29 protein-coding genes and 1 pseudogene are annotated in these 22897 nt (G+C 63.2%); 11 read left to right on the top strand and 19 right to left on the bottom strand.

The window, feature by feature from the left end:
- Positions 1-2 precede the first annotated feature (2 nt).
- A complete protein-coding gene (locus tag H535_RS0119945; RefSeq protein ID WP_026820932.1) occupies positions 3-800 on the bottom strand; it encodes a class E sortase in 798 nt (265 codons plus the stop codon).
- Positions 801-1018: 218 nt separating this feature from the next.
- Between H535_RS0119945 and H535_RS0119950 the strand changes: the two genes are divergently transcribed.
- Positions 1019-1273, top strand: a complete 255-nt coding sequence (locus H535_RS0119950) for a cell division protein CrgA (protein WP_026820933.1) — start codon at positions 1019-1021, stop codon at positions 1271-1273.
- Positions 1274-1324: 51 nt separating this feature from the next.
- On the opposite strand, the gene H535_RS0119955 is transcribed toward H535_RS0119950, so the two are convergent.
- Positions 1325-2086: a hypothetical protein gene (locus tag H535_RS0119955; protein ID WP_026820934.1), complete on the bottom strand. Its 762-nt coding sequence runs from the start codon at positions 2084-2086 to the stop codon at positions 1325-1327.
- A gap of 22 nt (positions 2087-2108) precedes the next feature.
- Between H535_RS0119955 and H535_RS29705 the strand changes: the two genes are divergently transcribed.
- Both H535_RS29705 and H535_RS26905 read left to right on the top strand, forming a co-directional pair.
- Positions 2109-2297, top strand: a complete 189-nt coding sequence (locus tag H535_RS29705; protein ID WP_211236644.1) for a hypothetical protein — start codon at positions 2109-2111, stop codon at positions 2295-2297.
- A gap of 51 nt (positions 2298-2348) precedes the next feature.
- Positions 2349-2807: pseudogene (locus H535_RS26905) on the top strand (dihydrofolate reductase family protein); the annotation flags it as partial.
- A gap of 71 nt (positions 2808-2878) precedes the next feature.
- Here the strand turns inward: H535_RS26905 and H535_RS0119965 are convergent.
- Positions 2879-3334 carry an Lrp/AsnC family transcriptional regulator gene (locus H535_RS0119965; protein ID WP_026820935.1) on the bottom strand — a complete coding sequence of 152 codons (456 nt, stop codon included), beginning with the start codon at positions 3332-3334 and terminating at the stop codon, positions 2879-2881.
- Positions 3335-3499: 165 nt separating this feature from the next.
- Between H535_RS0119965 and H535_RS0119970 the strand changes: the two genes are divergently transcribed.
- A complete protein-coding gene (locus tag H535_RS0119970) occupies positions 3500-4231 on the top strand; it encodes a 3-keto-5-aminohexanoate cleavage protein (RefSeq protein ID WP_026820936.1) in 732 nt (243 codons plus the stop codon).
- A gap of 83 nt (positions 4232-4314) precedes the next feature.
- On the opposite strand, the gene H535_RS26910 is transcribed toward H535_RS0119970, so the two are convergent.
- Positions 4315-5544: an MFS transporter gene (locus tag H535_RS26910; RefSeq protein WP_051299585.1), complete on the bottom strand. Its 1230-nt coding sequence runs from the start codon at positions 5542-5544 to the stop codon at positions 4315-4317.
- A 63-nt stretch (positions 5545-5607) separates the two neighbouring features.
- Complete coding sequence (locus tag H535_RS0119980; protein ID WP_026820937.1) at positions 5608-6693, bottom strand: FAD-dependent oxidoreductase; 1086 nt, start codon at positions 6691-6693, stop codon at positions 5608-5610.
- Positions 6694-6795: 102 nt separating this feature from the next.
- On the opposite strand from H535_RS0119980, the gene H535_RS26915 reads away from it, so the two are divergent.
- Positions 6796-7266: a MarR family winged helix-turn-helix transcriptional regulator gene (locus H535_RS26915; protein WP_081416841.1), complete on the top strand. Its 471-nt coding sequence runs from the start codon at positions 6796-6798 to the stop codon at positions 7264-7266.
- A 31-nt stretch (positions 7267-7297) separates the two neighbouring features.
- On the opposite strand, the gene H535_RS0119990 is transcribed toward H535_RS26915, so the two are convergent.
- Genes H535_RS0119990 through H535_RS26920 form a run of 3 tightly spaced genes read right to left on the bottom strand, consistent with a single transcriptional unit; the run spans position 7298 to position 9123 of the window.
- The gene (locus H535_RS0119990) at positions 7298-8215 is read right to left on the bottom strand and encodes a ketopantoate reductase family protein (protein WP_026820938.1); all 918 of its coding nucleotides are present in this window, start codon (positions 8213-8215) and stop codon (positions 7298-7300) included.
- Positions 8216-8237: 22 nt separating this feature from the next.
- On the bottom strand, positions 8238-8861 hold the full coding sequence (locus H535_RS0119995; protein WP_245580397.1) for a hypothetical protein: 624 nt from the start codon (positions 8859-8861) through the stop codon (positions 8238-8240).
- Positions 8848-9123 (bottom strand): SHOCT domain-containing protein, encoded by a 276-nt coding sequence (locus H535_RS26920; RefSeq protein ID WP_035770294.1) that lies wholly within the window; start codon positions 9121-9123, stop codon positions 8848-8850. Before H535_RS26920 ends, H535_RS0119995 begins: the two co-directional genes overlap by 14 nt.
- A 234-nt stretch (positions 9124-9357) precedes the next feature.
- On the opposite strand from H535_RS26920, the gene H535_RS0120005 reads away from it, so the two are divergent.
- The gene (locus H535_RS0120005) at positions 9358-9714 is read left to right on the top strand and encodes a VOC family protein (protein WP_026820941.1); all 357 of its coding nucleotides are present in this window, start codon (positions 9358-9360) and stop codon (positions 9712-9714) included.
- Positions 9715-9785: 71 nt separating this feature from the next.
- Here H535_RS0120005 and H535_RS0120010 read toward each other — a convergent pair whose 3' ends face one another.
- Positions 9786-9965, bottom strand: a complete 180-nt coding sequence (locus tag H535_RS0120010) for a hypothetical protein (RefSeq protein ID WP_026820942.1) — start codon at positions 9963-9965, stop codon at positions 9786-9788.
- Between the two features lie 522 nt (positions 9966-10487).
- Here H535_RS0120010 and H535_RS26925 point away from each other — a divergent pair.
- Both H535_RS26925 and H535_RS0120020 read left to right on the top strand, forming a co-directional pair.
- The gene (locus tag H535_RS26925) at positions 10488-10940 is read left to right on the top strand and encodes a hypothetical protein (RefSeq protein ID WP_081416842.1); all 453 of its coding nucleotides are present in this window, start codon (positions 10488-10490) and stop codon (positions 10938-10940) included.
- A 199-nt stretch (positions 10941-11139) separates the two neighbouring features.
- Entirely contained in the window at positions 11140-11574 is a 435-nt protein-coding gene (locus H535_RS0120020; RefSeq protein WP_026820943.1) for a VOC family protein, read from the top strand.
- Between the two features lie 253 nt (positions 11575-11827).
- Here H535_RS0120020 and H535_RS0120025 read toward each other — a convergent pair whose 3' ends face one another.
- From H535_RS0120025 to H535_RS0120045, 6 genes are all read right to left on the bottom strand, one after another.
- Entirely contained in the window at positions 11828-12658 is an 831-nt protein-coding gene (locus H535_RS0120025; RefSeq protein WP_026820944.1) for an ABC transporter permease, read from the bottom strand.
- The gene (locus H535_RS26930) at positions 12655-13674 is read right to left on the bottom strand and encodes an ATP-binding cassette domain-containing protein (protein WP_245580398.1); all 1020 of its coding nucleotides are present in this window, start codon (positions 13672-13674) and stop codon (positions 12655-12657) included. The genes H535_RS0120025 and H535_RS26930 overlap by 4 nt, the downstream gene beginning before the upstream one ends.
- 300 nt (positions 13675-13974) lie before the next feature.
- The gene (locus H535_RS26935) at positions 13975-14205 is read right to left on the bottom strand and encodes a hypothetical protein (RefSeq protein WP_162144919.1); all 231 of its coding nucleotides are present in this window, start codon (positions 14203-14205) and stop codon (positions 13975-13977) included.
- Positions 14192-14854 carry a TetR/AcrR family transcriptional regulator gene (locus tag H535_RS0120040; RefSeq protein ID WP_425387306.1) on the bottom strand — a complete coding sequence of 221 codons (663 nt, stop codon included), beginning with the start codon at positions 14852-14854 and terminating at the stop codon, positions 14192-14194. Before H535_RS0120040 ends, H535_RS26935 begins: the two co-directional genes overlap by 14 nt.
- A complete protein-coding gene (locus tag H535_RS30440; protein ID WP_081416843.1) occupies positions 14746-15588 on the bottom strand; it encodes a DUF4111 domain-containing protein in 843 nt (280 codons plus the stop codon). The genes H535_RS0120040 and H535_RS30440 overlap by 109 nt, the downstream gene beginning before the upstream one ends.
- A complete protein-coding gene (locus H535_RS0120045) occupies positions 15471-16019 on the bottom strand; it encodes a P-loop nucleotide/nucleoside kinase family protein (protein WP_026820946.1) in 549 nt (182 codons plus the stop codon). The genes H535_RS30440 and H535_RS0120045 overlap by 118 nt, the downstream gene beginning before the upstream one ends.
- A gap of 318 nt (positions 16020-16337) precedes the next feature.
- Between H535_RS0120045 and H535_RS0120050 the strand changes: the two genes are divergently transcribed.
- On the top strand, positions 16338-17114 hold the full coding sequence (locus H535_RS0120050; protein ID WP_026820947.1) for an SDR family NAD(P)-dependent oxidoreductase: 777 nt from the start codon (positions 16338-16340) through the stop codon (positions 17112-17114).
- Between the two features lie 111 nt (positions 17115-17225).
- On the opposite strand, the gene H535_RS0120055 is transcribed toward H535_RS0120050, so the two are convergent.
- Together H535_RS0120055 and H535_RS26940 are read right to left on the bottom strand one after the other, a co-directional pair.
- Positions 17226-17876, bottom strand: a complete 651-nt coding sequence (locus tag H535_RS0120055; RefSeq protein WP_026820948.1) for a class I SAM-dependent methyltransferase — start codon at positions 17874-17876, stop codon at positions 17226-17228.
- A 171-nt stretch (positions 17877-18047) separates the two neighbouring features.
- A complete protein-coding gene (locus H535_RS26940; protein WP_081416846.1) occupies positions 18048-19316 on the bottom strand; it encodes an APC family permease in 1269 nt (422 codons plus the stop codon).
- Positions 19317-19369: 53 nt separating this feature from the next.
- Here H535_RS26940 and H535_RS26945 point away from each other — a divergent pair, with 53 nt between their 5' ends.
- Complete coding sequence (locus H535_RS26945; RefSeq protein ID WP_051299588.1) at positions 19370-20362, top strand: GlxA family transcriptional regulator; 993 nt, start codon at positions 19370-19372, stop codon at positions 20360-20362.
- 414 nt (positions 20363-20776) lie between these two features.
- Here the strand turns inward: H535_RS26945 and H535_RS28045 are convergent, their stop codons facing one another.
- Together H535_RS28045 and H535_RS0120075 are read right to left on the bottom strand one after the other, a co-directional pair.
- Positions 20777-21325 carry a class I SAM-dependent methyltransferase gene (locus H535_RS28045; protein WP_155838797.1) on the bottom strand — a complete coding sequence of 183 codons (549 nt, stop codon included), beginning with the start codon at positions 21323-21325 and terminating at the stop codon, positions 20777-20779.
- 161 nt (positions 21326-21486) lie between these two features.
- Complete coding sequence (locus tag H535_RS0120075) at positions 21487-22227, bottom strand: DUF899 domain-containing protein (RefSeq protein WP_026820949.1); 741 nt, start codon at positions 22225-22227, stop codon at positions 21487-21489.
- A gap of 91 nt (positions 22228-22318) precedes the next feature.
- Between H535_RS0120075 and H535_RS26955 the strand changes: the two genes are divergently transcribed.
- A complete protein-coding gene (locus tag H535_RS26955; protein WP_051299590.1) occupies positions 22319-22810 on the top strand; it encodes a winged helix-turn-helix transcriptional regulator in 492 nt (163 codons plus the stop codon).
- Positions 22811-22897: the final 87 nt, after the last annotated feature.

The raw sequence follows: 22897 nt of genomic DNA on the forward strand, positions 1-22897 counted from the left end.
CCTCATTTTCCGGCCGCTTCCACTTGGCTCTCAATCGCCGGCGGCGGACCGGCGGCGAGCGGTCGCCACGATTCGAATACCGAGTAGGCGATAATCCGTTCCTCGTCCCCAAAACGCGGGTTGCAGCTGGTCATTGTCATGATCCGTTCCTGCGACTCCGCACCAGGCCGGGTCGGAACCGGCAGCAGCACATCCGAACGGTGCGGCAGCACGATCTGCTTATTGCGGAACACATAGGTGTAGTAGCCGGCTGCGGTCTGCACGTACAGCTTGTCTCCGGGAACCAGGGTATGGATCTCGTCGAGGACCTTGCCATGGGTTTGCCGGTGGCCTGCGATGGCAAAATTTCCTACGGCCCCCGGCATCGCCGTCTCCGGATAGTGGCCCAGCCCGAGCTTGTCCAAAACTTGAGGCCCGACGCCGGAAATGAGCGGCCGCATGTAGTCCTCACCAAACCGCGGAACGTACATAATCCCGAACGGCTCCTGCGGGCCCGCTGCCTCGGTCACCGGTGGCGGACCGGAATCCGACAGCAGCCCCTCCGGCTCCGCCTGCGACCTTGCCGGGCCACCTCGCGAACCGCCGTCGAACGTGTCAGCCAACCCCTGGACCACCTGCTCGTGCCGGTCATTGGCCTGTACATTGGTCCACCACAGTTGCCAGGCGACAAACAGCAAAAGCACGACGCCGGCAGTCACCAACAGCTCACCCAGCACCTGGATCACGGTACGCAGCACTCTGCCGCGTCGCGGTGCGGGGGACCCGGGGGGCACCGAAGACGGCCCGGATGCGTGTGCCACGTCGCCTCCCCCTCATTGTCTGCCTGCGTCACCCCCTGCGCCGCTGAAGTTCGCTAGACTGGAGCATCAGAAAGCACTGGTACCGGCCCCTGCTGAACATCTTGCATGGCGATGATGGTTCACTGAGCAGGATACCTTGCCGGCAGCAGCAGCTTTACAGCAGCCACTATGCCGAAATGGCCGGTCACCACCACCGGTAAGCGCGTCAAGGAGAGTTCGTGCCCGAGTCGAGATCCCGCAAGAAGCCGCAGCAGGCCGATCGCCGCCCCCGGGATACGCGCGAACCCGGGCCGAACCCCGTATGGTTCAAGCCGGTGATGTTCGGGCTGATGCTTCTGGGCCTGGTGTGGATTCTGGTCTTCTACATCACGCAAACCCAGTACCCGATCCCGGGCATCGGTGCCTGGAACATCACCATTGGCTTCGGGATCGCCATCCTCGGGTTCCTGATGACCACCCGCTGGCGGTCCTGACCATAGGGGCCGGGTAGGCCGTGCCGCCCACCGCGTCGCACCATCCGTGGCTCAGACCGCGACCATGACGACGACGGCCAGCAGCACCACTCCCACGCCGCTCAGTACCGAGATGCCCGCCCGTGAGCGCTTTGACGTTACCGTCCTACCTCGGACCATGAGCACGCTTGCCGCTGCTATCACCAACAGTGCAGAGAATCGTCCCAATGGAATGAAGACGGCTGTCGGCGGGAGGATAAGGGAAAGCACCGACAGCAGGGAGAGTACGGCGGAGACCATTCCCGCCGTCGTCAACCAGCGGGGCAGTAAATCTGCGCCCCGTGCGGCCAGGGACGAAGCGCCGACCAGAATCCCCAGGCCAATCGTGTGACCGGTTCCGCCCACGAAGAAGCTCAGCTGACGCAGCAGCGAAACAGCCGCCGGGCTGTCGTTCACCTGTTCCACCCCGAGGGTGGCTGCAATCAGCGCCGAGATTATCAGGAACACGGAGGCCAGAACGCCTCCAGCCAGTGCGATATCCGCCATTCCGCGGGTGTCCTTGCCCGACCGGCGCGACAATGAGGCCAACGAGCCACTGAATATCAACAACAGGGCGGCCGAGGCGGTCTGGATCAATGCCTGGACTTGGGCAAGGTCTCCCTGCTCCACAAAGAACTGCTGGATCTCGGCGGGATCGCTGCGGGGGAGGTTCGCCGGCGCAGAGGATGGGATCAAGAGACCCGTGACGAATAGGCCGCCGATGAATACGACGGCACACAACAGTCCACTGATCGCCGTGATATTGCGGGTGCGGGTGGTGGTTGAAGTAGTCATACCCGTCAGGCTAGGCAACCGCGTGCAGGCAGGTCGTCCGCTGCTGGAACCACATTCACCTACGCAAATCCGCGTACGCCGGGGCGTCCCTTGGGGCGCCGGCCCCGACAAGGGGCACCTTCCCGATGGATGGCCCCAGTCTCCGGCGTACAGCGGATGGCTCGACTCCCCGGACTTCGCCCGGCTCTACGGCGAAGGAACGGTGGGGTAAGGTCCCGGCTTGTTCTCGATCGAATAGACATACCGCTGCGGCGACTCAAAGTTAATGGGCGCGAACACCTACCGGGCGATGTCCGGTAGGTCCGATGAAGCGGCTGCCGCGGAATCGGACTTCTCCACCGACGAGGCGTCCAGCCTGACCGGACTCGTCGCCGTGTCCAAAGTGGTCTTCTCTTCGACGCTTCAGACACCGTTGACCTGGCCCAACACTGAGCTGGTCAGCAACGACGCCGTCGAGACCGTGGCAGAAATGAAGCGGAGCGCCGCGAAGCCAATGCTCACCATCGGCAGTCTCAGCCTGTGCCGGTCACTGATGGAAGCGGGCCTGGCGGACCGGTTCCGGTTGGTCGTCTTCCCCGTAATCACCGGCAGAACCGGACGGGAACGGATTTATGACAACTATCAGGACTTCAGTCTGGAGATGGTCGACAGCAGGACGTTCGACGGCGGGCTCCAACTGCTCGAGTACGTCCCCACCATGCTCGCTGAAAGGCCAAGCTGATCCGACGTCGAACGGGCAGCTATGTGACAGAGAGACGTGCACCGTGGGATTCCGGAATGTCGTCACTGTTCCTATCCCGAGAGCGGTGCTTCGAGACCCCGATAAGGCATCGGTTCGTTGTAGACGATATTCGTGGTGACGCCGCCAATGTCGCCGAGGTCATCGACGACCGCCGCAAGATGGTCCATTGACGCTGCGGCGAGTTTCAGGATGTAGCAGTCCTCACCGGTGACGCGCTGACACTCGAGAATCTCTGGCCGTTTGTCGAACACCACCCCGAGCGGTTCGCGGGCACGGCCGGGGTATTTAAGTCGTACGACCGCCATGACGGCCACACCGACCTTCTTCAAATCGACGCGGGCCGTGTAGCCGGTGATGACTCCTTTGGATTCGAGTCGCCTGATCCGGTCAGCCGTGGCGGTGGGGCTCAGCCTGACCAGACGGGCGAGCTGCGCGATGCTGGCCCGCCCGTCGGTCTGCAGTTCTCGAAGGAGATCCCAGTCGATGTCGTCTAAATCGTCACTCATATCCCTACTTTAACGTGGAATCAAGTGACATTGGAGGCAACAGCCGTGGATTTCGCTACACAATGGCGGCACTGCCCCACTAAAGTCGTCAGGGTTGTGCCACTTCGCAGGAGCGACGCCGCCGGGGCTGACTCTCGTGGCAGTAAGCAATCAGGAGGTAACCCGATGTCGGAAGTCAGGCCGCTGTTGCAGGCAGCTTTGAACGGTGACCGCGAGCATCCCGCCGCTCCACGTACAGCCGAAGAGACCGCGGTCGAGGCTCGGGCCGCCGTCGACGCCGGGGCGCGGGCGGTGCACCTGCACGTCTTTGATGCGGACGGTCGACAGACGTTCGCTGCCGAACCATCTGCGGCAACACTTCGTGCCGTCCGCGCCGCGTGCCCGGGGATCTCCATTTCGCTGAGCACCTCAGCGGAGGTGGAAGCCGACCCCCGCCGGCGCATTGAGCTGATCAAGGCGTGGACCGACCTTCCTGACGTGGTGACCGCCAACCAAGGCGAAGACGGCATCATCGAACTGTGCGAATTGCTGACTGTCCGCGGGATCGGCATCGAGGCCGGTCTGCTTTCGCTCGACGACGCACGCCAATTCGTTAACTCCGGCGTTGCCCCCTCCTGTGTTCGCGCCATGGTCGAACCCCTCGACGCCGACCCGGACGAAGCTACCGCGCATGCTGACGCCATCGAGCGGACACTTGCCGGTGCCGGTGTGAGGCTCGAGCAGATCCATCACGGAGACGGCGTGGCCTCGTGGGCCGTCAACGAGCGTGCCATTGCTCGTGGCCACGGAATACGTACCGGACTCGAGGACACACCGGTCCTTCCCGACGGGAGGATTGCCCGGGACAACCGCGATCTCGTTGCCACCGCAACGTCTATGCTGCGCCGCCGGGAATAAAAACTGACGGCCCCGAAAGGCGAACCCTTCACGAGGCACGAGACAAGTTGAAACTATGTGCGCAGTAGAGCGGACCGGCAATATCAGACGCGACTCCGGTCGCGACCGGACGTCGTCTTCCGGTGCTCGAGCACCGACGGGCGAACTTTCAAGGCAACAAGGATGAGGCAGGCGATTCCGGCCGTGATGAGGAAGCCGGTGGTTACACTGGTGGCAGCGATGACGGGCCCGATGAGGAGTGGGGACAGGAATTGTCCGGTGCAAACTGCGGTGCCGATCATGGAGGTGGCCGAGCCTCGTTGTTGGGGTGCCACGCTCGCGCCGACCAGGGAGGTCAGCAAAGGTATTGCCAATGCTTGCCCCATACCGAAGAGGACAGGGGCGGCCAACAGGATAGGCGGCTGGCTCGCAGTCCCCATCACGACGAACGCGATGATCCACGCTGCTGCGGCGAGGCGTAACAGGGTGCGGTAACGGAGCCTCGCACGGAGTCGACCGTATGCGAGACCGACCAAGCTCATCGTAGCTGAACAGGTGGTAACAGAGTAGATGGCCACGAGGAATGGCTCATGGACGCCGAGCGTCGCCAATCGTTGCGGCACGAAGATGATCACTACGTACATGAAAACTGCACTGGCCATAAGCATCCCGTAAACGCTGAGGAGGGCGGGATTATGCATGAGTAGCTGGGCCAGCCCGTGTCCGCCGGAGGGCGTCTTTCGGCCGGGTCTGGCCGGTGGCAGGACTGCCAGTGTCGCGATGGCCAGGGGGATCCCTACGAGGTAGATCGCAAACGGCGCGTGCCACGAATGGCCGCCGAGTGCTCCTCCCAGAAGAGGCCACACCATACCGCCGACACTGGTGGCGGTGGTGCGCCACCCCATCACCCGGTCTTTGAGCTGTCCCTGGTAGAAGATCAGTAGGGCGGTAGTAGTAGTGCTGAATACTGCTGCGGCCCCGATACCAAAGAAGAGCCGACTGGCAATCAGGGCCGGGTATGAGGCGGCGAGCAGACCTGCCCCACCGGCAATTCCATACAGCGCGAGGCCAGCTGCCAGTAGTGGGCGCACGCCCAAGCGGTCGGTCAGTTTTCCCATCAGGGGGCTGGATACCGCGATGGCCAGGCTGTGCGCGGTGACGATGAGCCCGGCTTCGGTGCCACTGACCTCGAGGTCGGATCTAATCACTTCCAGCACCGGGGCGACAACTGAGCCGGTCATCACGACAAGTGTTGAGGCGATCAGCAGCAGAGCGAGCGTGCTCGCCCGGGCCGGGGTGGTTTGTGACCATGAGTGGCCGGTCGCTCTGGTCATTGGAATCATCAGGTTTTGCTCCCATCAGCAACAAGAGTGGAGACGTGAATTGAAATCCCTGGTTCAGGCGAGGCCAAACAGCGATCGATAGTCGTCCATCCGCAGATGCCCGCCTTTCATCTCAGCGGTCTCCTTAGGGCCAAGTACCCCAACGCCCGGGGCGTAGGACGCACCCCCGGCCGGGCCCAGCGGCAGGGAGATGGACGCCGGTGCAGGGGCATATCCGGCCAGCGAGGATGATGGGTCGTCGAGCAGTCTGCGGATATTGTCGGCGACGTGTTCTGCGTGAGCGCCCGCAGCCTTGGCCATCTTGGATTCCGGCAGGGCGGTGAGGTCCCCAATGGCGAAGACCCGGCTGTGTCCGGCCACTCTGAGGTCATCGGTGACCTCGATATGGCCGCTTTCGCGTCGAGCTCTGGCGAGGCTGCCACTGAGATACGCGCTGTTTGGAATGACGCCGTAGCAGCGGAACCAAATGTCTGCATCAACGTCCCGGCCGGAGTGGGTCGGCACGGTGAAGGCACCGAGTTCCCCCGGGCCCGTCGGTGGCTGAGTAGCCAATGAGGTACCAAGGACCAATTCGATGTCCAGGGCAGCAAGCTGGCCACGCAGCTCTGCCCGGAACTCGTCCGGGAGGCCACCGGTAATGATGTCCTGTCCCCGATCCACGATAGTAATTTCCTTCTCCGGCCAGGCAGCCTTGATTTCGCCGGCCAGCTCCAATCCCACAGGTCCGGCACCGAGCAACAGGATTCGTTTGGATTCAGCAAGCGAAGCGTGGGTTGTGCGCATCGTGGCGACCGCATCCCGGTTGTGCTCAATGTTCACTTTTGCCGGGAAGGGATAACCGGAACCCGAAGCCAATACGAGGTAGTCCGGGGTAAAACGCTGCCCCGACTCCAGAACTACCGTCTCTCCATCTGTTGATGTGACCCGGCCCTGTATGACGCGGCCGCGAGTAAGCAACTCACTGTAGGGAAGGAAAATTGCCTCCACCCAATCCGGATCGACAAGTGCCCGCAAGGCAGCCACGTTGTGCACGAAACGGTCACGCGGCTCGACCAACACAACGTCCGCCACGTCGTCGAGTGCCTTCGCTGCCGCGGCGCCCCCGTACCCACCACCAACTACCAATACGTTCGCGGCCATTGATACTCCTTAGTTCTCATTGCGTACTGTTCGTAGTACCAACTAAAGTAGTTCGCAGTAGGAACGTTCGTCAACTATGCTTGATGCAAAGGAGGCGATGAGATGAGCCACACAACCGACGTCGAGGTTGGGGGCGAGGCACGCGCCCAACGCATGGCTGCCGGGGCCGCAGGGATCAGCCTGGAAGTGGCGCTGGTGCGCCTGTCACACTTGGTGCAACGCGTGTTCGCCGAGGTGAGCCGGGACCATGACCTCACCCCGCAACAAACCCAATTGCTGTGCCGCCTCGTCGATGGTCCAGTGGGGATGGCAGATTTAGGCCGGATGCTCGACTTGGAAAAATCCGGTCTCTCAGGGCTCGTCGACAGAGTCGAGAGTCGCGGACTCGTCGCCCGGACTCGGAGCGACCGGGACCGCCGCGCGTACCAGGTCGCGCTGACAACTGCGGGGCTGCAGGTGGGCACCACTGCCCACGATGGCGTGATTTCCCGACTGGGAGAATATGTCGGCGACACCGCACAAGATGACCGGCAACACCTGACAACGCTGATCACGCGGATGCTCGACAACTAGTCGCGCGAGCTTGGCCGGTGCGACGACCTTGTCAGGCGATCCGGCGTTCCTCAGCGATAAGCTGATCCAGGGTAGGAGTCGGCGGCGCACCTTTGAGCGTCGCTTGCACGTCATGTTGAATCGCGGGTGTTTCGGTATGGCGAGTAGTCCGAGCGTGCGGTCCCAGTATGAGCGTGCCCAAGTCGCCACGTAGCTGTCGACCCAATAAGAGCGCGGCCAGTGGCACCGGTATTGACATGAAGATGAATCGCAGTGATCGGGGCTCTATTCGCTGCCCGCCGTGTTGCTCCAGCGACGTGAAACCTTCTCTGACGGCGTATACGAGCTGTCGCAGCCGACGCCGGTCAGTGGCCAGCAGCCGGGGGTCTCCCCCGGCCACACTGAGTGCGGCAGCGGCGGCTGTGATGAATATGGCTTGACCCTGCAACCACACGTTCATTTGGGTGCTGGTAGCTGTCCGAAAGCCGCCAGATTGCAGGAGTTCCAGAACAGCTTGTTCGTCTCCTGCCGCCTCTGCAACCGTTGTCGACAACGGCTCCACGTAGCGGATGCGTCCATCTTCCATTTGGTAACCGCCGACGCCGGGGAAGGCAGAGAGCGTGCGGACCTTCTTCCGCCGCCCTAACTCCTGGGCGATCCCGAAGGGCGCGTTACCCAGCAGCAGGAACCGACCGGCGTGGATCGTCTCCAGCGTGGGAAGTGCCGTCTTGAGTTGATCGCGCCGAACAGCAACTATGACCAGATCGAACCCGGTCAGCGGCTCAGCCGGACCCAGTATCGTCGGCCTGCTGGTCTCCGTTCCGTCAGGTCCGTTGAGCCGGATGCCGAGCCCGGCCAGTTCGTCATAGCGTGCGCCCCTGGCCAGGATCGAGACCTCGCAACCAGCGGCGGTAAGCCGTGCCGCGTAGATCTGGCCGATGATTCCGGCACCAAATACCAGAATCTTCATCGTATCCTCATTCCTGGATGCTTCATCGATGGGCCTCCACGTGCCTTCCCATTCGTCGAGTGCGCCCCCATGGCTTGAACACAGCCAACATCAGTGCCAGCGAAAGTGCGACCAGGGACACAGCCGGCGGGAAGAACAACCAGGCCAGATCCGTCTCTACGGCCCCGCCTCGCCCCAGTCGCATCCCGACCAGAGCGACCTCGCCAATTCTGGGACGGAGAGCGACCACGATCAGGGTGCACAACCCGAACGTGATCACGAGTTTGGCCAGCACCCACCGATAGCGCAGCAGCCCCCATGACGTGCCGATGCCGAGGATCAGTCCCGTGGCCGCGCACAACAGGGCCGAGACCATCATTGGGACGACGACGAACTCACCGAGAATCTGATACGCAGCACCGCGAGTCGCCAACTCCTGGCCGAACCATCCGACTGTCACGAGCACCGCGACCATGACATCGATTCCGATCCACGCTCCGGCGGAGAGGATATGAATGGTCAGTACCGTATAGCGCATGCGCCGTCCGAGCCGGATCCGCGGACCACCGTATTGGCCTGATTCACGCTTGACGTGCGGCCTGGGGGCACGCTCAAGATCGACGATTCCGGGACGGGCCTGCCTGCTGACCTCTTCATCGCCTCTCATGGAGTACATCCCGCCGCTGGCGAAACTCGTCCTCGTCGATGTCGCCTGCAGCGAATCGCTCAGCCAGAGCTCGTTCACCGGATTGTGTCGCACAGAGGCGCCGCCGGCGCCGCCGGGTCAGGAAAAGGGCGGTCACGATGCTGCCGAAAATCAGCAGCCAGAACAGGGGGATCAGGAAGAACGGGAACGGTGGGGCGCCCCAGGCAAATGGGCCGAGGACTTCCATTGGCGCCGCGGCAACCGTCGTCGTGAGATTGAACATGCGTCCTCCTCGGAGTCGCTGTATCGATTGGTTCGAATCACCATCATCGCGCTCTCCGGTCGGGCGAGCATCCGCTCAGTAACGTAACCTCGCCTACGGTGGGCGGCGTAGGTCGCCCGCCCGACCCGGTGCACATCACCTCGCACGCCGCCACCGGCAAAGGGTGTCGTCTACGGTGGACACCCTTTTGGGCGGCGGGAGACAATTGAGGGACCTCGACAGCTGGAGCAGCCCATGCGTGTCATCCGCGTGACAACCGACCTCACGGTGCCCGACATCGAGGAGGCGCGGGCCTTCTACACGGACTATCTCGGACTCGATGGAGAGGACATGGGGCTCCACTGGGTCACCCGCTTCGTCGTGCCCGGTTCAGGAGAGCACATCCAGCTCGTGTCGCGGGACGTAACGGCGCCCGAGAACCCACTGCTCACCATCAAGGTCGACGACGTCGACGACGCGTACGCGGAAGCCCTTCGACGCGGATACCAGATCGTTCACCCCCTGACCACAGAGCCGTGGGGTATTCGCCGATTCTTCGTCCGTGCGCCCGATGGGACGGTGCTTAACATCGCCCAGCACCACGACCCCTAGCGTCGCCTCCTAGCGCGATGCCACAGGGCGAAGGACCCTGGGATTCCAACATACAAAAAGGCTGCGCCGACTTATCTATTTGAATCAGCGTTGCTCTTCGACGACCGACGGGACATCGAGACGCCCAGCAGTACGCCGGCGGCGGCGATACCGATCACGGCAATGATGATGGACACCAGCTGAAACTGCTGTGGGAAAGCCGGGGAGACCAGGGCCAAGCCCCCGGAACCAAGCGCTACGAAGGTGGCCACTAGCGGCAGGCTGTTTCGTTGCACAACTACACGGTACAGCCCCGTCGCGGGACCAGACAGGTCCAACAAGAACCTACAAACATTGTAGGATCCTGTTTCACCTGTCATCGCTGCAGGCCGCTGACCTGCGGCTTTATTTACCCACCCAGCATCGAAATTCCGCGTTTCGTGACATTTTCCTACAGTCAGATCCAAGCGCTACTCTGGCGATCCTCGGCGGGCCTTCTCCATTTCGAGATCCGTCGAATGCATAAATATTCGGCCTGATCCATCTGACTGCGAAGTGCAAACAACCTCGGATCCACCTACATCGCCAAACCGATGCCTGCTGGCACGGTGTGTCATTTGAGGATCGGCCTGCGGGACACTCGATCTCGTGCCGTGCTGCCATAGAACAGCGGGCCGGCGGCTGGCGATCAGTCGGCGCTGTCGATCGACGTTCTGTCGGCACCCTTGAAGTCCGAAAACTGACTGGCCCGTGATGATAGCGTGTCAGCCATGCTAGAGGTGGTGCGACGCCTGATGGGATCTGATGTCCCTACCGAGGAACGCGCTCTGGTCACCCTGGTCGGCGCGCACTACGTCGACCACCACGCCCTGATCGCCGAAGACGCTCAGCGCTGGTCCCCGGAGCAATGGGCTCGGGCGATGTTCGAGGACAGCCGGTCGCTGTTGAAGCGCATGCGCGACCTCGGTCTCCTGGGCGCACTGTTGAGCCCGCCTCAACCGGAGGGTCGTGTCGCCGGCTGGATGGTGGTCGACACCGCGGCGGGGTGGCTACGAATGGAGTCGACCTCTCAACTGACCAGCGACCAGGTGGTCGTACGCGTCGACGCCGAGGGAGCCTCACTGACCACCGCGGTCCGGTACGAGCGGCGCGGGTCCCGCATTGTCTGGCGGCTGATTTCGACCCAGCACCGCCGGTTTGCTCCCCGCGTGCTGCGGCGGGCTCACCGCCTACTGGCTTCCGAATAGGGATCCCCAACTGCTACGAAGAGACTCAGCGTCGGTATTAGGACACTAAGCGTCCGGGTCACTCTGCCCCAGCTTCGGTAGCCGGGTTAGAGTGCTGTCAGTGGCCGGGGTTTCCGGCTGTTCGAGGTGACTGCGGGTATGCCCGGATGGACGTTGAGTCCAGTGGACTGATTGCCGTGCACGATGAAAGGAACTGGACATGTCAACGAAGAGCGCGCTGCGGGGTCTTGCCCAAGTCAACGTCTCGGCCGAGGATGTCGTCGCGGCGCGTGACTGGTATGCCGAGTTTCTTGGAGTCGACCCATACTTTCAGCGACCCGATGCCGACAGTCCGGCCTACGTCGAATTCCGGCTCGGTGACTACGAACATGAACTCGGGATCATTGACCGCCGCTACCTGCCGGAGCACTCAAGCTCACCAACGGGTGGTGTCATCGCCCGCTGGCATGTGGAGGACCTCGATGACACCGTCGAGCGCCTGACTGTGCTCGGGGCGCGCGAAAACGAACCCGTCATCGAACGCGAAGCCGGTTTCGTCACCGCATCGGTGATAGATCCCTTCGGCAACATCATTGGGCTGATCTCGAGTCCCCATTACGTGCAGAAGCTGACCGAGGGCATTCGAGGATCATAGGGGCTGGCTGGACGTGCAGCGGACTGTGTCCCGGAAGATGGGCGTCCGGGAGGGTGTGCGGAGCTACATAGCCAACGCGTCCGCGGCCGCTCTTCGCGGCATGAACCCGCCTGATCTCGACCTCGACGAGACTCTGCTCGCCGGTATGACTGCGGTGACTGGCACTTTTCTCGAGGGGGATGACTCGATCCCGCGGGCTGTGTGTGGAGCGGGGCCTCCCTTGACGAAGCGGTATGGGACCGCATGGCCACTGTCATGTTTTGTTGCGGTACATCCGCATCGTGATCGGCGCCAGCACGCCGGTGAGGATGGCCGAGACCACGAGTACCCAGGCGATGTCGCCGAAGGATGCGGTGCCGTACATCAATCCCCGCACCCCGGTGACCAGGTATGAGACCGGGTTGATGTCCTGGGCCCAGGTCTGCAGGCCCGAGGGCATGGTGGCGGGGTCGACGAAGATGTTGGAGGCGAAGGTCAGCGGCATCAGGATCAGCATCGAGACTCCCATGACCGCGTTCGGGGTCCGCATCAACAGGCCGAGGATGGTGAAGATCCAGCTCAGTGCGAAGGCGAAGATCAGCAGGAGCATCACGGCCAGTACGACACCGACGAGGCCGCCCTCCGGGCGGAAGCCCAGGATCAGTCCCAGTCCGATGGTGATGGTCGAGGCGATCGTGTATCGGACGCTGTCGCCCAGCAGGGCTCCGACGATCGGTGCCGGTCGCCAGATCGGTAAGGACCGGAACCGGTCGAACACTCCTTTGGAGATGTCGGTGTTGATGGTGAAGCCGGTGTAGACAGTGATGAGCAGCACCGACTGCACGAGGATGCCCGGCAGCAGGAACTGCACGTAGGTCTGCGGGTCACCGGCGATGGCGCCGCCGAAGAGGTAAACGAACATCAGGGTGAAGATGACCGGGGTCAGCGTGGCGTCCATCAGCTGTTCGGGCACGTGCTTGATCTTCAGCAGGGCGCGGTGGGTGAACGTCAGCGTCGTGGCCAGCGCGGAGGGCCGCTTGGGCCGCCGTTCCACGCGGATGGCCTGACGCAGTGCGCTGTTGTCACCGATATCCAGCGTCGTCATCGGGCCTCCTCCTCGGTGTGCTGTTCTGTTTGTTCCTCGTCCCAGTCCTCGTTCTCGGGGTCCTCCGGCTCGGGCATCTTGCCGGTGAGGGCGAGGAACACCTCGTCCAGGCTGGGCTGACCCAGTGAGAACTCCGGCACGGCGATGCCGGCCTCGTGCAGCCGGGGCAAAAGGTGTGCCACCTGTTCCTCCATCCCCTGCGGCACGCGTGCCGCCAGCGCGTACGGGTCGTTGGGTCGGGTGACTTCGTCACCGATCACGCGCTCGATGACGGCCGCGGCGTCCTCCCGCTGCCTGGCGTCGGCAACCCGCAGGTGGACGCTACCGGTGCCCACCGAGGATTTCAGCTGCGGGGCCGTGCCCTCGGCAATGACCTTGCCGTGATCAATCACGGCAATACGGTCGGCGAGTTGGTCGGCCTCCTCGAGGTATTGGGTCGTCAGCAGCACTGTGGTGCCCTCGGCCACCAGCAGCCGGACGATGTCCCACACCTGGTTGCGGCTGCGGGGGTCCAGCCCGGTGGTCGGCTCGTCGAGGAAGAGCACTTTGGGGCTCATCACCAAACTCGCCGCCAGATCAATGCGGCGGCGCATCCCGCCGGAGTAGGACTTGACCGGCTTGTCCGCCGCGTCGCTGAGCTCGAACGCTGCCAACAGGGCTGAGGCGCGTCGGCGCGCCTCAGAGCCGGAGAACCCGTACATCCGCGCCAGCAGGGTGACGTTCTCGGCCCCGGTCAGATCCTCATCCACCGACGCGAACTGACCGGTCAGCCCGACATTGAACCTGACATCGTCGGCATCGTCGACGATGTCGTGGCCGAGCACCCGCGCGGTCCCGGCATCCGGCCGCAACAGCGTGGCGAGCATCCGCACAGCGGTGGTCTTGCCCGCACCGTTCGGCCCCAGCACGCCGTAGACCGAACCGGCGGGGACACGCAGGTCCACCCCGTCGACTGCCTTGACATCTTTGAAATGTTTGACGAGTCCAGTGGCCTCGACAGCCAACTCAGCACTCACGACTGCCTCCTGCATAGGTACGAGAAAGGGGCCCGGCACGTCCAGTGGTCCAGCGCACACTTTACGCAAGCGGCAGGCATTGCCACAACCAATCCTGCTTGGGTGCTGGTTTCGCCGCTGGTTCCTGGATGGTTGCCACAGTGCAGAACAGGGCGGCAGTTCGAGCGCAAACTGTCGCCACACCCCACAACGGCCAATAGGCGCCCGGGACCGGGCCCGTCATCCAGGCAGACGAACTGCGGACGCGCGTGCTGGAGCCATCGCTGGTTCCCGCTCCGGCGCTTCCGACGTTCAGCAAGTTCAGTGCTGGTGTTCTTCATGGTCAATGGCGACTTCAACGTCGAACTTGAGGCCGGGTGGCTGGCCGTTGCTGATGCCGCGATAGTGGACCGTGCCGGTCGGGGTAAAGCCACGCGCCCATGCTCCTTCAACAACGAGTTCACGCTCCTTGGGGAACGGCGCTCCACTCGTTACCTTCTGATGGAACTTCTTGGCCCGTTCCCGGTCGCTGTCGAGTTCAATTCTGATCACGGGCACCGCTGATTCCTCCCAGGATCGTATCCAAACCGGCCAGAAAAAGCGCCCGGTCTGTTTGTTGGTTCGTCTCTAAATGGCCGTCGCGCACCAGATGGGGGTACTGGTCTTCTTGTGCGACGACATGCGCACGGGCGGCATCCTGCAGCTCAACTCCGGCCATGTGCTGCCAGGTGGAGTCGTTGAGCGCTACGCCGACCACATAGTTAGCCAGGACATGCCTGATCCTGATGAGTTGTTGTCCGTGCAGACCTGCATACTCCAAGGCGGCATGTAGAAATTCAGTGCGTTTCAGTACATTGGGTCCGATCGGAGGCCGTCCGACCAGGGCCGGCGACCAAGGATGGTCAAGCATGACTGAACGCCAGCCGTCGAGTAGCTCAACGACATCGCACTTCCACTGCGCCGACAGCGCAGGTATCGGAACTGACCCAAAGATATGGTCAAAGGCGAGATCCATCAGGGCGTCTTTGGACCGGACATGCCAATACAAGGCCGTCGCCGTGACCCCAAGCTCAGAGGCCATGCGACGCATAGTCAGCCCGTCGATTCCTTCCTGGTCCAGTATCTCCACGGCCCGCACGATAATCGCCTCACGTGACAACTTGGAGACACGCTTGCGAGCCGGTGGTTTCTCCAACCACACAGTGCCGATCTGGCATTCCCTATCAGGCATGCCGCATCTTGGTGTTGCTCATAATCCAAATATAACAGTGTTAAGTTTAGGTGCACCAGTTCAGACTGAACGCCGCAGCCGATACCAACTGTCCCCAGGCCCACCCCCCTTACGGGATGCTGGCGGTGTGCAGGAGACGGAGTGATGCTCGCGAGGGTTTCAGCAAGAGAAGTCACCTCAGGATTCAGGTCACTCCAGTCGTCGTTCTCAAGGCCGAGGTAGCCTGCCTTAGCGCGTTCCAATAGAGCCCGATCTGGTTCAGCGAGCATCGGCGCGCCGACATTCACCGCAACGTCTTTAGACACTATTTGACCGGTGTCGAGGGTGACGATACTTCGAGCCAGGGTGAGCACTGTGTTCCGTTCGTCGCCTTCCAGGCCATGAAGGATTTCCGGAACGTTGTCCATAACAGCGCTTCGGAGCATTGTCAGCGGAACCTCGGGCACAATTTCATCAAGGGCAGGTCCGCGTAGCACGCGATGTGCTGATAGCGCAGTTGCGATCAGGGTAATAACGTCGGGATCAGTTGCGGGTTGCGGAAGGCTGCCAGCAACGAGGTCTTCACGGAGCCACTCCCCCCGAGTGGTCAGCCTGTTCGCGACTCGTTCGACTCTCGACTCAAGACGGCGTCTGCGATGCGCGAGGCAGCCTGTGCGGGCCTCAGCTGCGTGGTGTCGATGACCTCGGCCTCCTCGTGCATCCATGTACGGGCGGCCTCGGCGTAGGCGTCAAGGTGCGCGAAACGAAATCCGGAGGGCCCCATCTTGGTGTCCTCCTGGATGCGCCTGCGCAGTGTGTCTTGGTCAGCGTGGAGGACGAAGTGGCGTACCGGGATGGCATGGTCGGCAAGGCCGATGCTGATCTCGCGCCAATATTGCTCGACGGGGACGGTCATGGGCATCACCAGAGTGCCGCCGGTGTAGTCGAGTACTCGGCGGGCTGTCTCGACGACAAGGGGTCGCCACGGCGGCCAGTGCTGGAAGTTGTCCGTCCAGGGCAACCCTGGCGTGATGTCCATGAGCGTCTCGCCGACCTTCTCGGCGTCGAACACCCGTGAATCCGGGATCAGCTGCTGTACGAGTGTACTCGTCGTCGTCTTGCCAGCACCGTGGGTGCCATTAAGCCAAATGATCACGGAAACCAACACTACCGGCGTGCACAACACGCTTCGTCATCGGCTGTCAGCAGCATCCCGCATGACCATGCTTGGGTTTACCGGGACGCTCAAGGTCGCTCAGCACTCATCTCCAAAGCTCGGGTACTCTGGTCCCACTTGATGCGCATCTATTCGGCCGGCGGCCCGCTCTCATCGTCGGATTGAGCGGAATGTTATTCTAGCGACGGGATGAGACGCATCGTCTTGGTCGCCGACCGGCTAGTCGCGCCGAATGCCGCTACTCTTGCGGCCGTCCTGTTGGCGCTCAACCATCGCGAAGGTCAAGGAGCGCAACAGATGATCAATCCTCAGCTACAAGGCAAAGTTGTGCTGGTTACCGGCGGTTCCGGCGGCATCGGGGCGGCGATCTGCCAGGCGTTCGATGCGGTCGGAGCTCGTCTCGCTGTGCACTTCGTCCAAGCGGCGTCAGAGCCGCCGCAGGGCGCTTCTTGGGAGCACATCACCCCGAAGCCTGCTGCCGCTTTGGAGTTCGTACGCTCATTGCGCGACGGCGTGGCAGTACAGCAAGACCTCAGCGAACCCGATGCGTGCACGACGCTCGTGGACAAGGTCGAGCAGGAGCTCGGACCGGTTGACGTCTTGGTCAATAACGCCGCACACTGCGAATCTCCCGACACGTTCGAAGACCTGACTGAGGATGGCTTAGTGCGCCACTACCTCCTCAATAGCGCCGTACCGATCCGCCTGATCGCGGAGGTTTCCCGGCGGAGATCGGACACTGAACTGGCGGTGACGAACATCAGTACCGACGCGGCCCGAGCCTTCCCCGGTCAGATCGGATACGGCACCTCGAAGGCAGCACTGGAAGCTGCCACCCGCGCGGCTGCGCTCGACCTGGGCCCGACCGGCGTGCGTGTAAACGCCGTCGCGCCGGGCCCCATTCAGACTGGCTGGATGAGTGAGGAGATGGTCGCCCGAGCACCCGAAATGATCCCGCTGGGGCGGGTCGGCTACCCCGATGACATCGCCGATACTTGTGTCTTCCTGAGTTCCTACCAAGCCAGGTTCATCACCGGCCAGGTCATACAAGTCGCTGGCGGACACGCGATCTGACGGCGTCAGCGTCGGGGTCGCCCAGTCCCGTGAGCGGATTGTCCATCGACCAACCAATCAGCATGGCAAGTCGAACTGCCACCCCGTAGACCGATCCCTCACCAAGGCACATTAGCCAGGCGATGTCCACGTGGCGGTGTAGCGCCAGAAAAGTCGGCGACGCATGCGGATCCCAGGCAAGACCCTCCGAGCAACGCGCTGAATCTCCTCGAACGACTCGGTCGCGGCGACCGTAGGAGCTTGCATGTGCGATGACGGCTGTGTCGCGCGGCCCGGATGCCGCATCAGACCCACGAGCGGATTGAACGCCAAGGAGACCAGGGAAAGTGGCGTATCGGCTGGCGTTTCGCGGGCGAGGCCCACGATGACGATCCGTCCGCGCCGACGCATACTACGTTTTGCCTCGTGGAGTGTCGCCGCCAGAGGCATGTGATGCAGGGATGCAACGAACACAATCAGGTCGTACCCGCCCGGTTCCTCGTGCCCGAACGGTCGCTGCTCGATACGAACCGAGGCAAAGCTTGAAAGGTGGGCTGCTGCGGTTGCCGCGGCGCCTGGGTCAGGCTCGACACCGACGACCTCGGGAAACAGTCGCGACAAGTGCACGACCAGTTTCCCGGTACCGCACCCGACATCCATCACAGAGTGCCCACCCTCGCGTTTCACGCCGCGAGCATGGCGGAGAACGAATCCTGCGAACGCATCATTGTGCGACCAAGGGTGAGCCCGATTGAAACGGTCGAACGCCGCGAGCAGTCCCATCACACAACCGTACTGCGTCCCCGTCGCAATAGACGCTCCAACTGCGCCCGCTGGCCCGTTATGCCCGATAGCCGATCGTCAATCGGGACGGCCGCTCGCCAGCTGCTGATTCGGCTCTGCGGTGTCGTCATCGTATCGCTCATTCAGCCTGTCGATGACCTCTGGGACAAGTTACGTTGGGCGCCAGATGAGGCGGGCCAGTAGCGCGAGAGCGATCACTGCGACGGGGATCAGCAGGTTGGGTGCGGCCGAGGGCGCCACGATGGCGCAGATGGCGATCACTGATACGGCGGCCGTTCGGCCGGCTCCTCGCAACAGTTTGGCGCCTGAGAGGGAGGCCAGGATGTAGACGGCGACCACGAGCGTGGAGGGAACGACGATCAGGGTTTCGGTGCCCCAGTCCTGGCTGAAGGCCAGCACGAGCCCGGTGTAGGCGATCGCGGCGACGGCGATGACGCCGCCCCACGGCACCGACGAGGTCGACACGCGCGCCACTGTCGGTGGTAGCCAACCGTCGCGGGCCAGCGCGTACGCCAGCCGGGAGACGCCGGCGATGAAGGCGTTCGTGGTTCCCAGGCTGATGATCAGCGCCCCGAAGGCGGCGATGAGCGTGGCGTGCGGCCCGGCGAGGTTCTCCAGGAGCAGCGCGATAGCGACGTGATCGATGGCAGGGGTGCCGTAGGTCGCGGTGAGCACCACGGCTGCGGCTACGCCCATGTACAGCATGGTCACGATTAATACCGTCGCGGTGACTGCTTTGGGCAGGTCCCGATCGGGGTCGCGGAACTCGCCGACTAGGTGAGAGATGGCCTCCCACCCGGCGAAGGCGAAGAACAAGATGATGACCCCCTCACCTACCGGTCCCAGTCCGTGCGGCGCGAAGGGTGTCAACGTGCTGGCGTTCATATCCGGTACGGCCGCGACGATCGCCAACACCAGCAGGAGGGCCACCCCGGCGGCCATCGCCAGCTGCACGACGGCACTGACCTTGAGTCCGATCAGGTTGGCCGCGGTAGCGCACCCGAGAATGACGCCGGCGATCAGGTAGGCAGCGCCGTGGCTGAGCCCGAACGCCTCCACCAGATAGTAGCCACCGGTCAGCGGCACTATGGTCTGCCCGACTGCGCCGGCGACGAAGAACATCCACCCCGCGATTCCGCCGGCCGTTCGACCGAGACCATGCGACACATACGTCGCTACTCCTCCCGCATCGGGATACCGTCGAGCGAGTCGGGCGAAGAGCATGGCCAACGGCACGCCCATCAGGCAGGCCACCGCCCACGAGATCAGTGAGGCCGGTCCGGCTAGTGAGGCTACCTGGCCGGGCAGGACAAGTACCCCGGCGCCGAGGATTGCGCTCACGTATAGAGCGATCCCGTGCCCGAGGCCAATGTGTCGACGCAGACCGGAAGACTGCTGAGCATCAGCGGGTGTGGCCATGCCTTCAACGTTGGCAGCGGACATCACTTGAAGGAAGTGGCACAATAGCCAGTATGCGCAAGAAATCTGACACACATCGGGTAGTCGCTGTCGCTCTTCCCGGTGTCCCGGTGTTCGAGTTGGCGTCCGCCATTGAGATTCTGGGCACCGACCGCAGCGACATCACGGACGACTGGTACGACTTTGAGCTCGTGGCCAGCGGCGACGCGGTCACCATCGGCGGCGGCTTGCTAGCACCGAGTGGCCGGGGCCTGGCTGCCTTCGTTGATGCCGACACCGTCATCGTTCCCGCCTGCGCAAACGTGCACGGGGCCAGCCCACCCCATGTTTTGGACGCACTTCGTGCGGCTCACAGGCGCGGAACCCGGATCGTGTCACTGTGCTCGGGCGCTTTCGTCCTTGCCGAAGCAGGATTGCTGAGCGGCCGGCGAGCTACTACCCACTGGATGCACGCCGACCTCTTGGCCCATCGCTACCCGGACGTTCAGGTTGACGCCAGTGCCCTGTACGTCGAGGATGACGGGATCTGGACTTCCGCCGGCAGCGCGGCCGCGATCGACCTCTGCCTGGAGCTGGTCCACGCCGACCTCGGGGCCTCTATCGCCAACGAGGTGGCCCGTCGGGTGGTAACCGCGCCACACCGCAACGGCGGCCAGGCGCAGTTCATCCGGAGCCCGCGCCGCGTGAGTTCCGACGACGCCGATATCCATTCCTGGGCGAGGGCGCACCTTGACACGGCCACCGTCGCCGCGATGGCTACCCACGGCAGGATCAGCCATCGCACCTTGGTGCGTCGTTTCAAGTCCCGCACCAACCTCACTCCACAGCAGTGGCTCCGGCGCGAGCGACTCACCGCGGCCCAGGAACTTCTCGAGAGCAGCCATCTCACCATCGAGGCAATCGCCAGGCAGGCCGGATTCGGCAGTGCCGCGAACCTCCGCGCACAGTTCACACGGACATTCGGCGTCGCCCCATCCGCCTTCCGAAGCACCTTCGGCGCCACACGAACACCGGGCCAGGATAGGGCGACCCACGGCGTGGCGTGAAAGACGACGTGCCTTCGATCAAGGCGGTGCCATCCCCGGCGACCACGACTGCTCGGTCATGATCTCAAGGGGCCCACGCCGACCCGGTAGCCGATCCGCTTGCGGTGACGGAGGAGTTGTCCGACGGTACCCTGCCCACGGCTGATGCATCACCGCATGCCGTTCAGCCTGCGGGACATCGATCGCCGGTGTCGGGGTAGAGATGATCAGGATAGGTCCTTGAAGTAGCGCGCGACGGGTCGGCCAAGCCCGTTTATTGTGAGCGCCGCGCCATCACCAGGGCCCCGCGTTTGGTCACCGGCAGTGGTAGAGGGCCCCGGGTAGCCAGTACGCCAGCAAGCTGGTCGGCCTGCGGCTGAGGGACGAAGCGGGCGCGGAGGTAGTCCCGGATGGCTTCGCAGTCAGGCAGCCGGATCAGCGGCGCGTCCCAAGGCTCGGTTGCAGCCGATCCGAAGACAGCCTCGACCAGGCGTGGGGCGTCCTCGGTGTCGAATGGGGTCCGGCTCGGGCGCCAGTACGGTGCCAGCTCCGGTGAGTCGGCGTGGGAGATCGTGCCCGCGATGAAAAGTCCGCCGGGCGCAACACCCGGTGTGCCTCGCGTAGCCCGCACTCGGGCCGCTCCAGGTGGTCCAGCACATTGACCGCGACAATGGCGTCGTACCCTGCATCCGGGAAGGGAAGCGCTGTGATGTCGGCGTGCAGCGCCGGTCCGTACCGGCGCGCGGCTTCGACCATGGCGGCGGCGGCATCGACGCCGGTCACCTGCAGCGTGCTATCGGCTGCCGCTGAAGCCAGGGCACCCTCGCCGCACCCTGTGTCGAGCACTTGCACGGCACAGGCTTCGAGCAGGAACTGGACGATTCGGGCGTGCAGATCCGCTCCGTGGCCGCCGTGGGCGGCCGTGAGGCGGACGCCGAGCCGGTAGCGGTCTGGGTCGGCGTCGTAATCCCTCGGTGTAGGCACAGAATTATTGTCGCGCCGCAGCACCATACGACTCAATTGATGCCCGCATAAGAACCACAGTGACGACATCGACCCCATCTCACCAAGCGACCGGATTGACCAAACACCAACAGCTATATGGTGTCCGCTGCACCATCCCCCGCTGAGCTTAAATCGCGCTGTTAGCTGGTGAAGGTTGGATCGGCGACGTGTGCGTTTGCCAATCGGCCTTTTGGCTCCTCCCAGTCTTCTTGGCGTCCCAATGCGGTGATATCGAGCAGCCGATAGGCGTGCATCATCACCTCGACCCCACGGCCGTAGGTGGCGTAGGTGTGGAAGATCTCGTCACCATCACGCAGGAAGGCGCTGATCCCTGGCTGCTCACCGACATAGTCGACCAGCCATGCCATTCCCGCGGCCGGCAGTTCGTCGGTGTCCCGGAAGTTGTAGCTGTTGGGTGTGACGTCCGGATCCAGCGAGACGTGAAAATCGTAGTTGAAGTCGCTGCCGTGCGAGGAATACCAGGGGAACGTCCAGCCTCGGGCTTGCCGGTAGGCGGCCAGTTTTGGGAATGGGGCGCGAGACACGGCGGCGAAGGAGGTGTCGCGCGCGGCCAAGTGAGCGCGGGTGCCGTCGCTCAGGTCGTCGGCCATCCCGGTGCAGCTGAGGCAACCCTTCTCCCACGAAGGATCGAACATGAAGTGCTGCAGTATTAGCTGGTTACGTCCCTCGAACAGGTCCACCAGTGCGACCTCACCGTCCGGGCCGGTAAACCGATAGTCCTTCTCGACCCGCACCATAGGCAGCCGCCGGCGCTCGGCGCTGAGCCTGTCCAGTGCCTGGGTCATGTCCTTCTCCTTGGCCAACAGCTCCCGACGAGCCTGCAGCCACTGTTCACGGGTGACAACTTGTGGACGTGCCATGGTTCCCTCCAAGCATCTAAGTGTGCGTGATACAAGTAACTGTAAGGAGTCGCACTATCATCATGCAAGTAGTTGAGGTAGATTCGATGTCATGCTGGGTCGGACGTATGAACGCGAGAACTGCTCCGCGGCGCGCGCGCTGGAACTCGTGGGCGAGAGGTGGAGTTTGCTGATTATCCGCAACGGCGCGTTCGCCGGCATGACCCGCTTCTCCGAGTTCGAACGCCGCCTCGGCGTGGCGCCCAACATCCTCGCCAAGCGGCTCGCTGACTTCGTAACAAACGGGCTCATGGAAGTAGTAGACAGTGAGGCGGGACCGCGCGGACGGAGCTACCGGCTTACCGCCAAGGGTCGCGAGCTGAACGAGGTGATCATGGTCTTGACGGCATGGGGAGACCGGTGGGCGGCACCCAACGGCCCTCCGGTCGTCTATGAGCACGCCGGTTGCGGCGGTACGGTGGCCATGACCACGACGTGCACCGGTTGCGAAGCCCACCCTAGTGGCACCGACGTGGTCGCACGCACGGGGCCAGGCGCAACCGCATATCAACGCGCTGCCATGGAGAATCGCCCATCCCAGTGAACCATCGGCAGGCGCGACGGGGCTGGGTTCTGTCGGGTCACACCGCCGGGCGCTGCGAAGTTTGGCTGTGAGGGTCCTGAGCTCCAC

This window comes from Arthrobacter castelli DSM 16402, from assembly GCF_000430705.1.
In the GTDB taxonomy this organism is placed as follows: Bacteria; Actinomycetota; Actinomycetes; order Actinomycetales; family Micrococcaceae; genus Arthrobacter_C; species Arthrobacter_C castelli.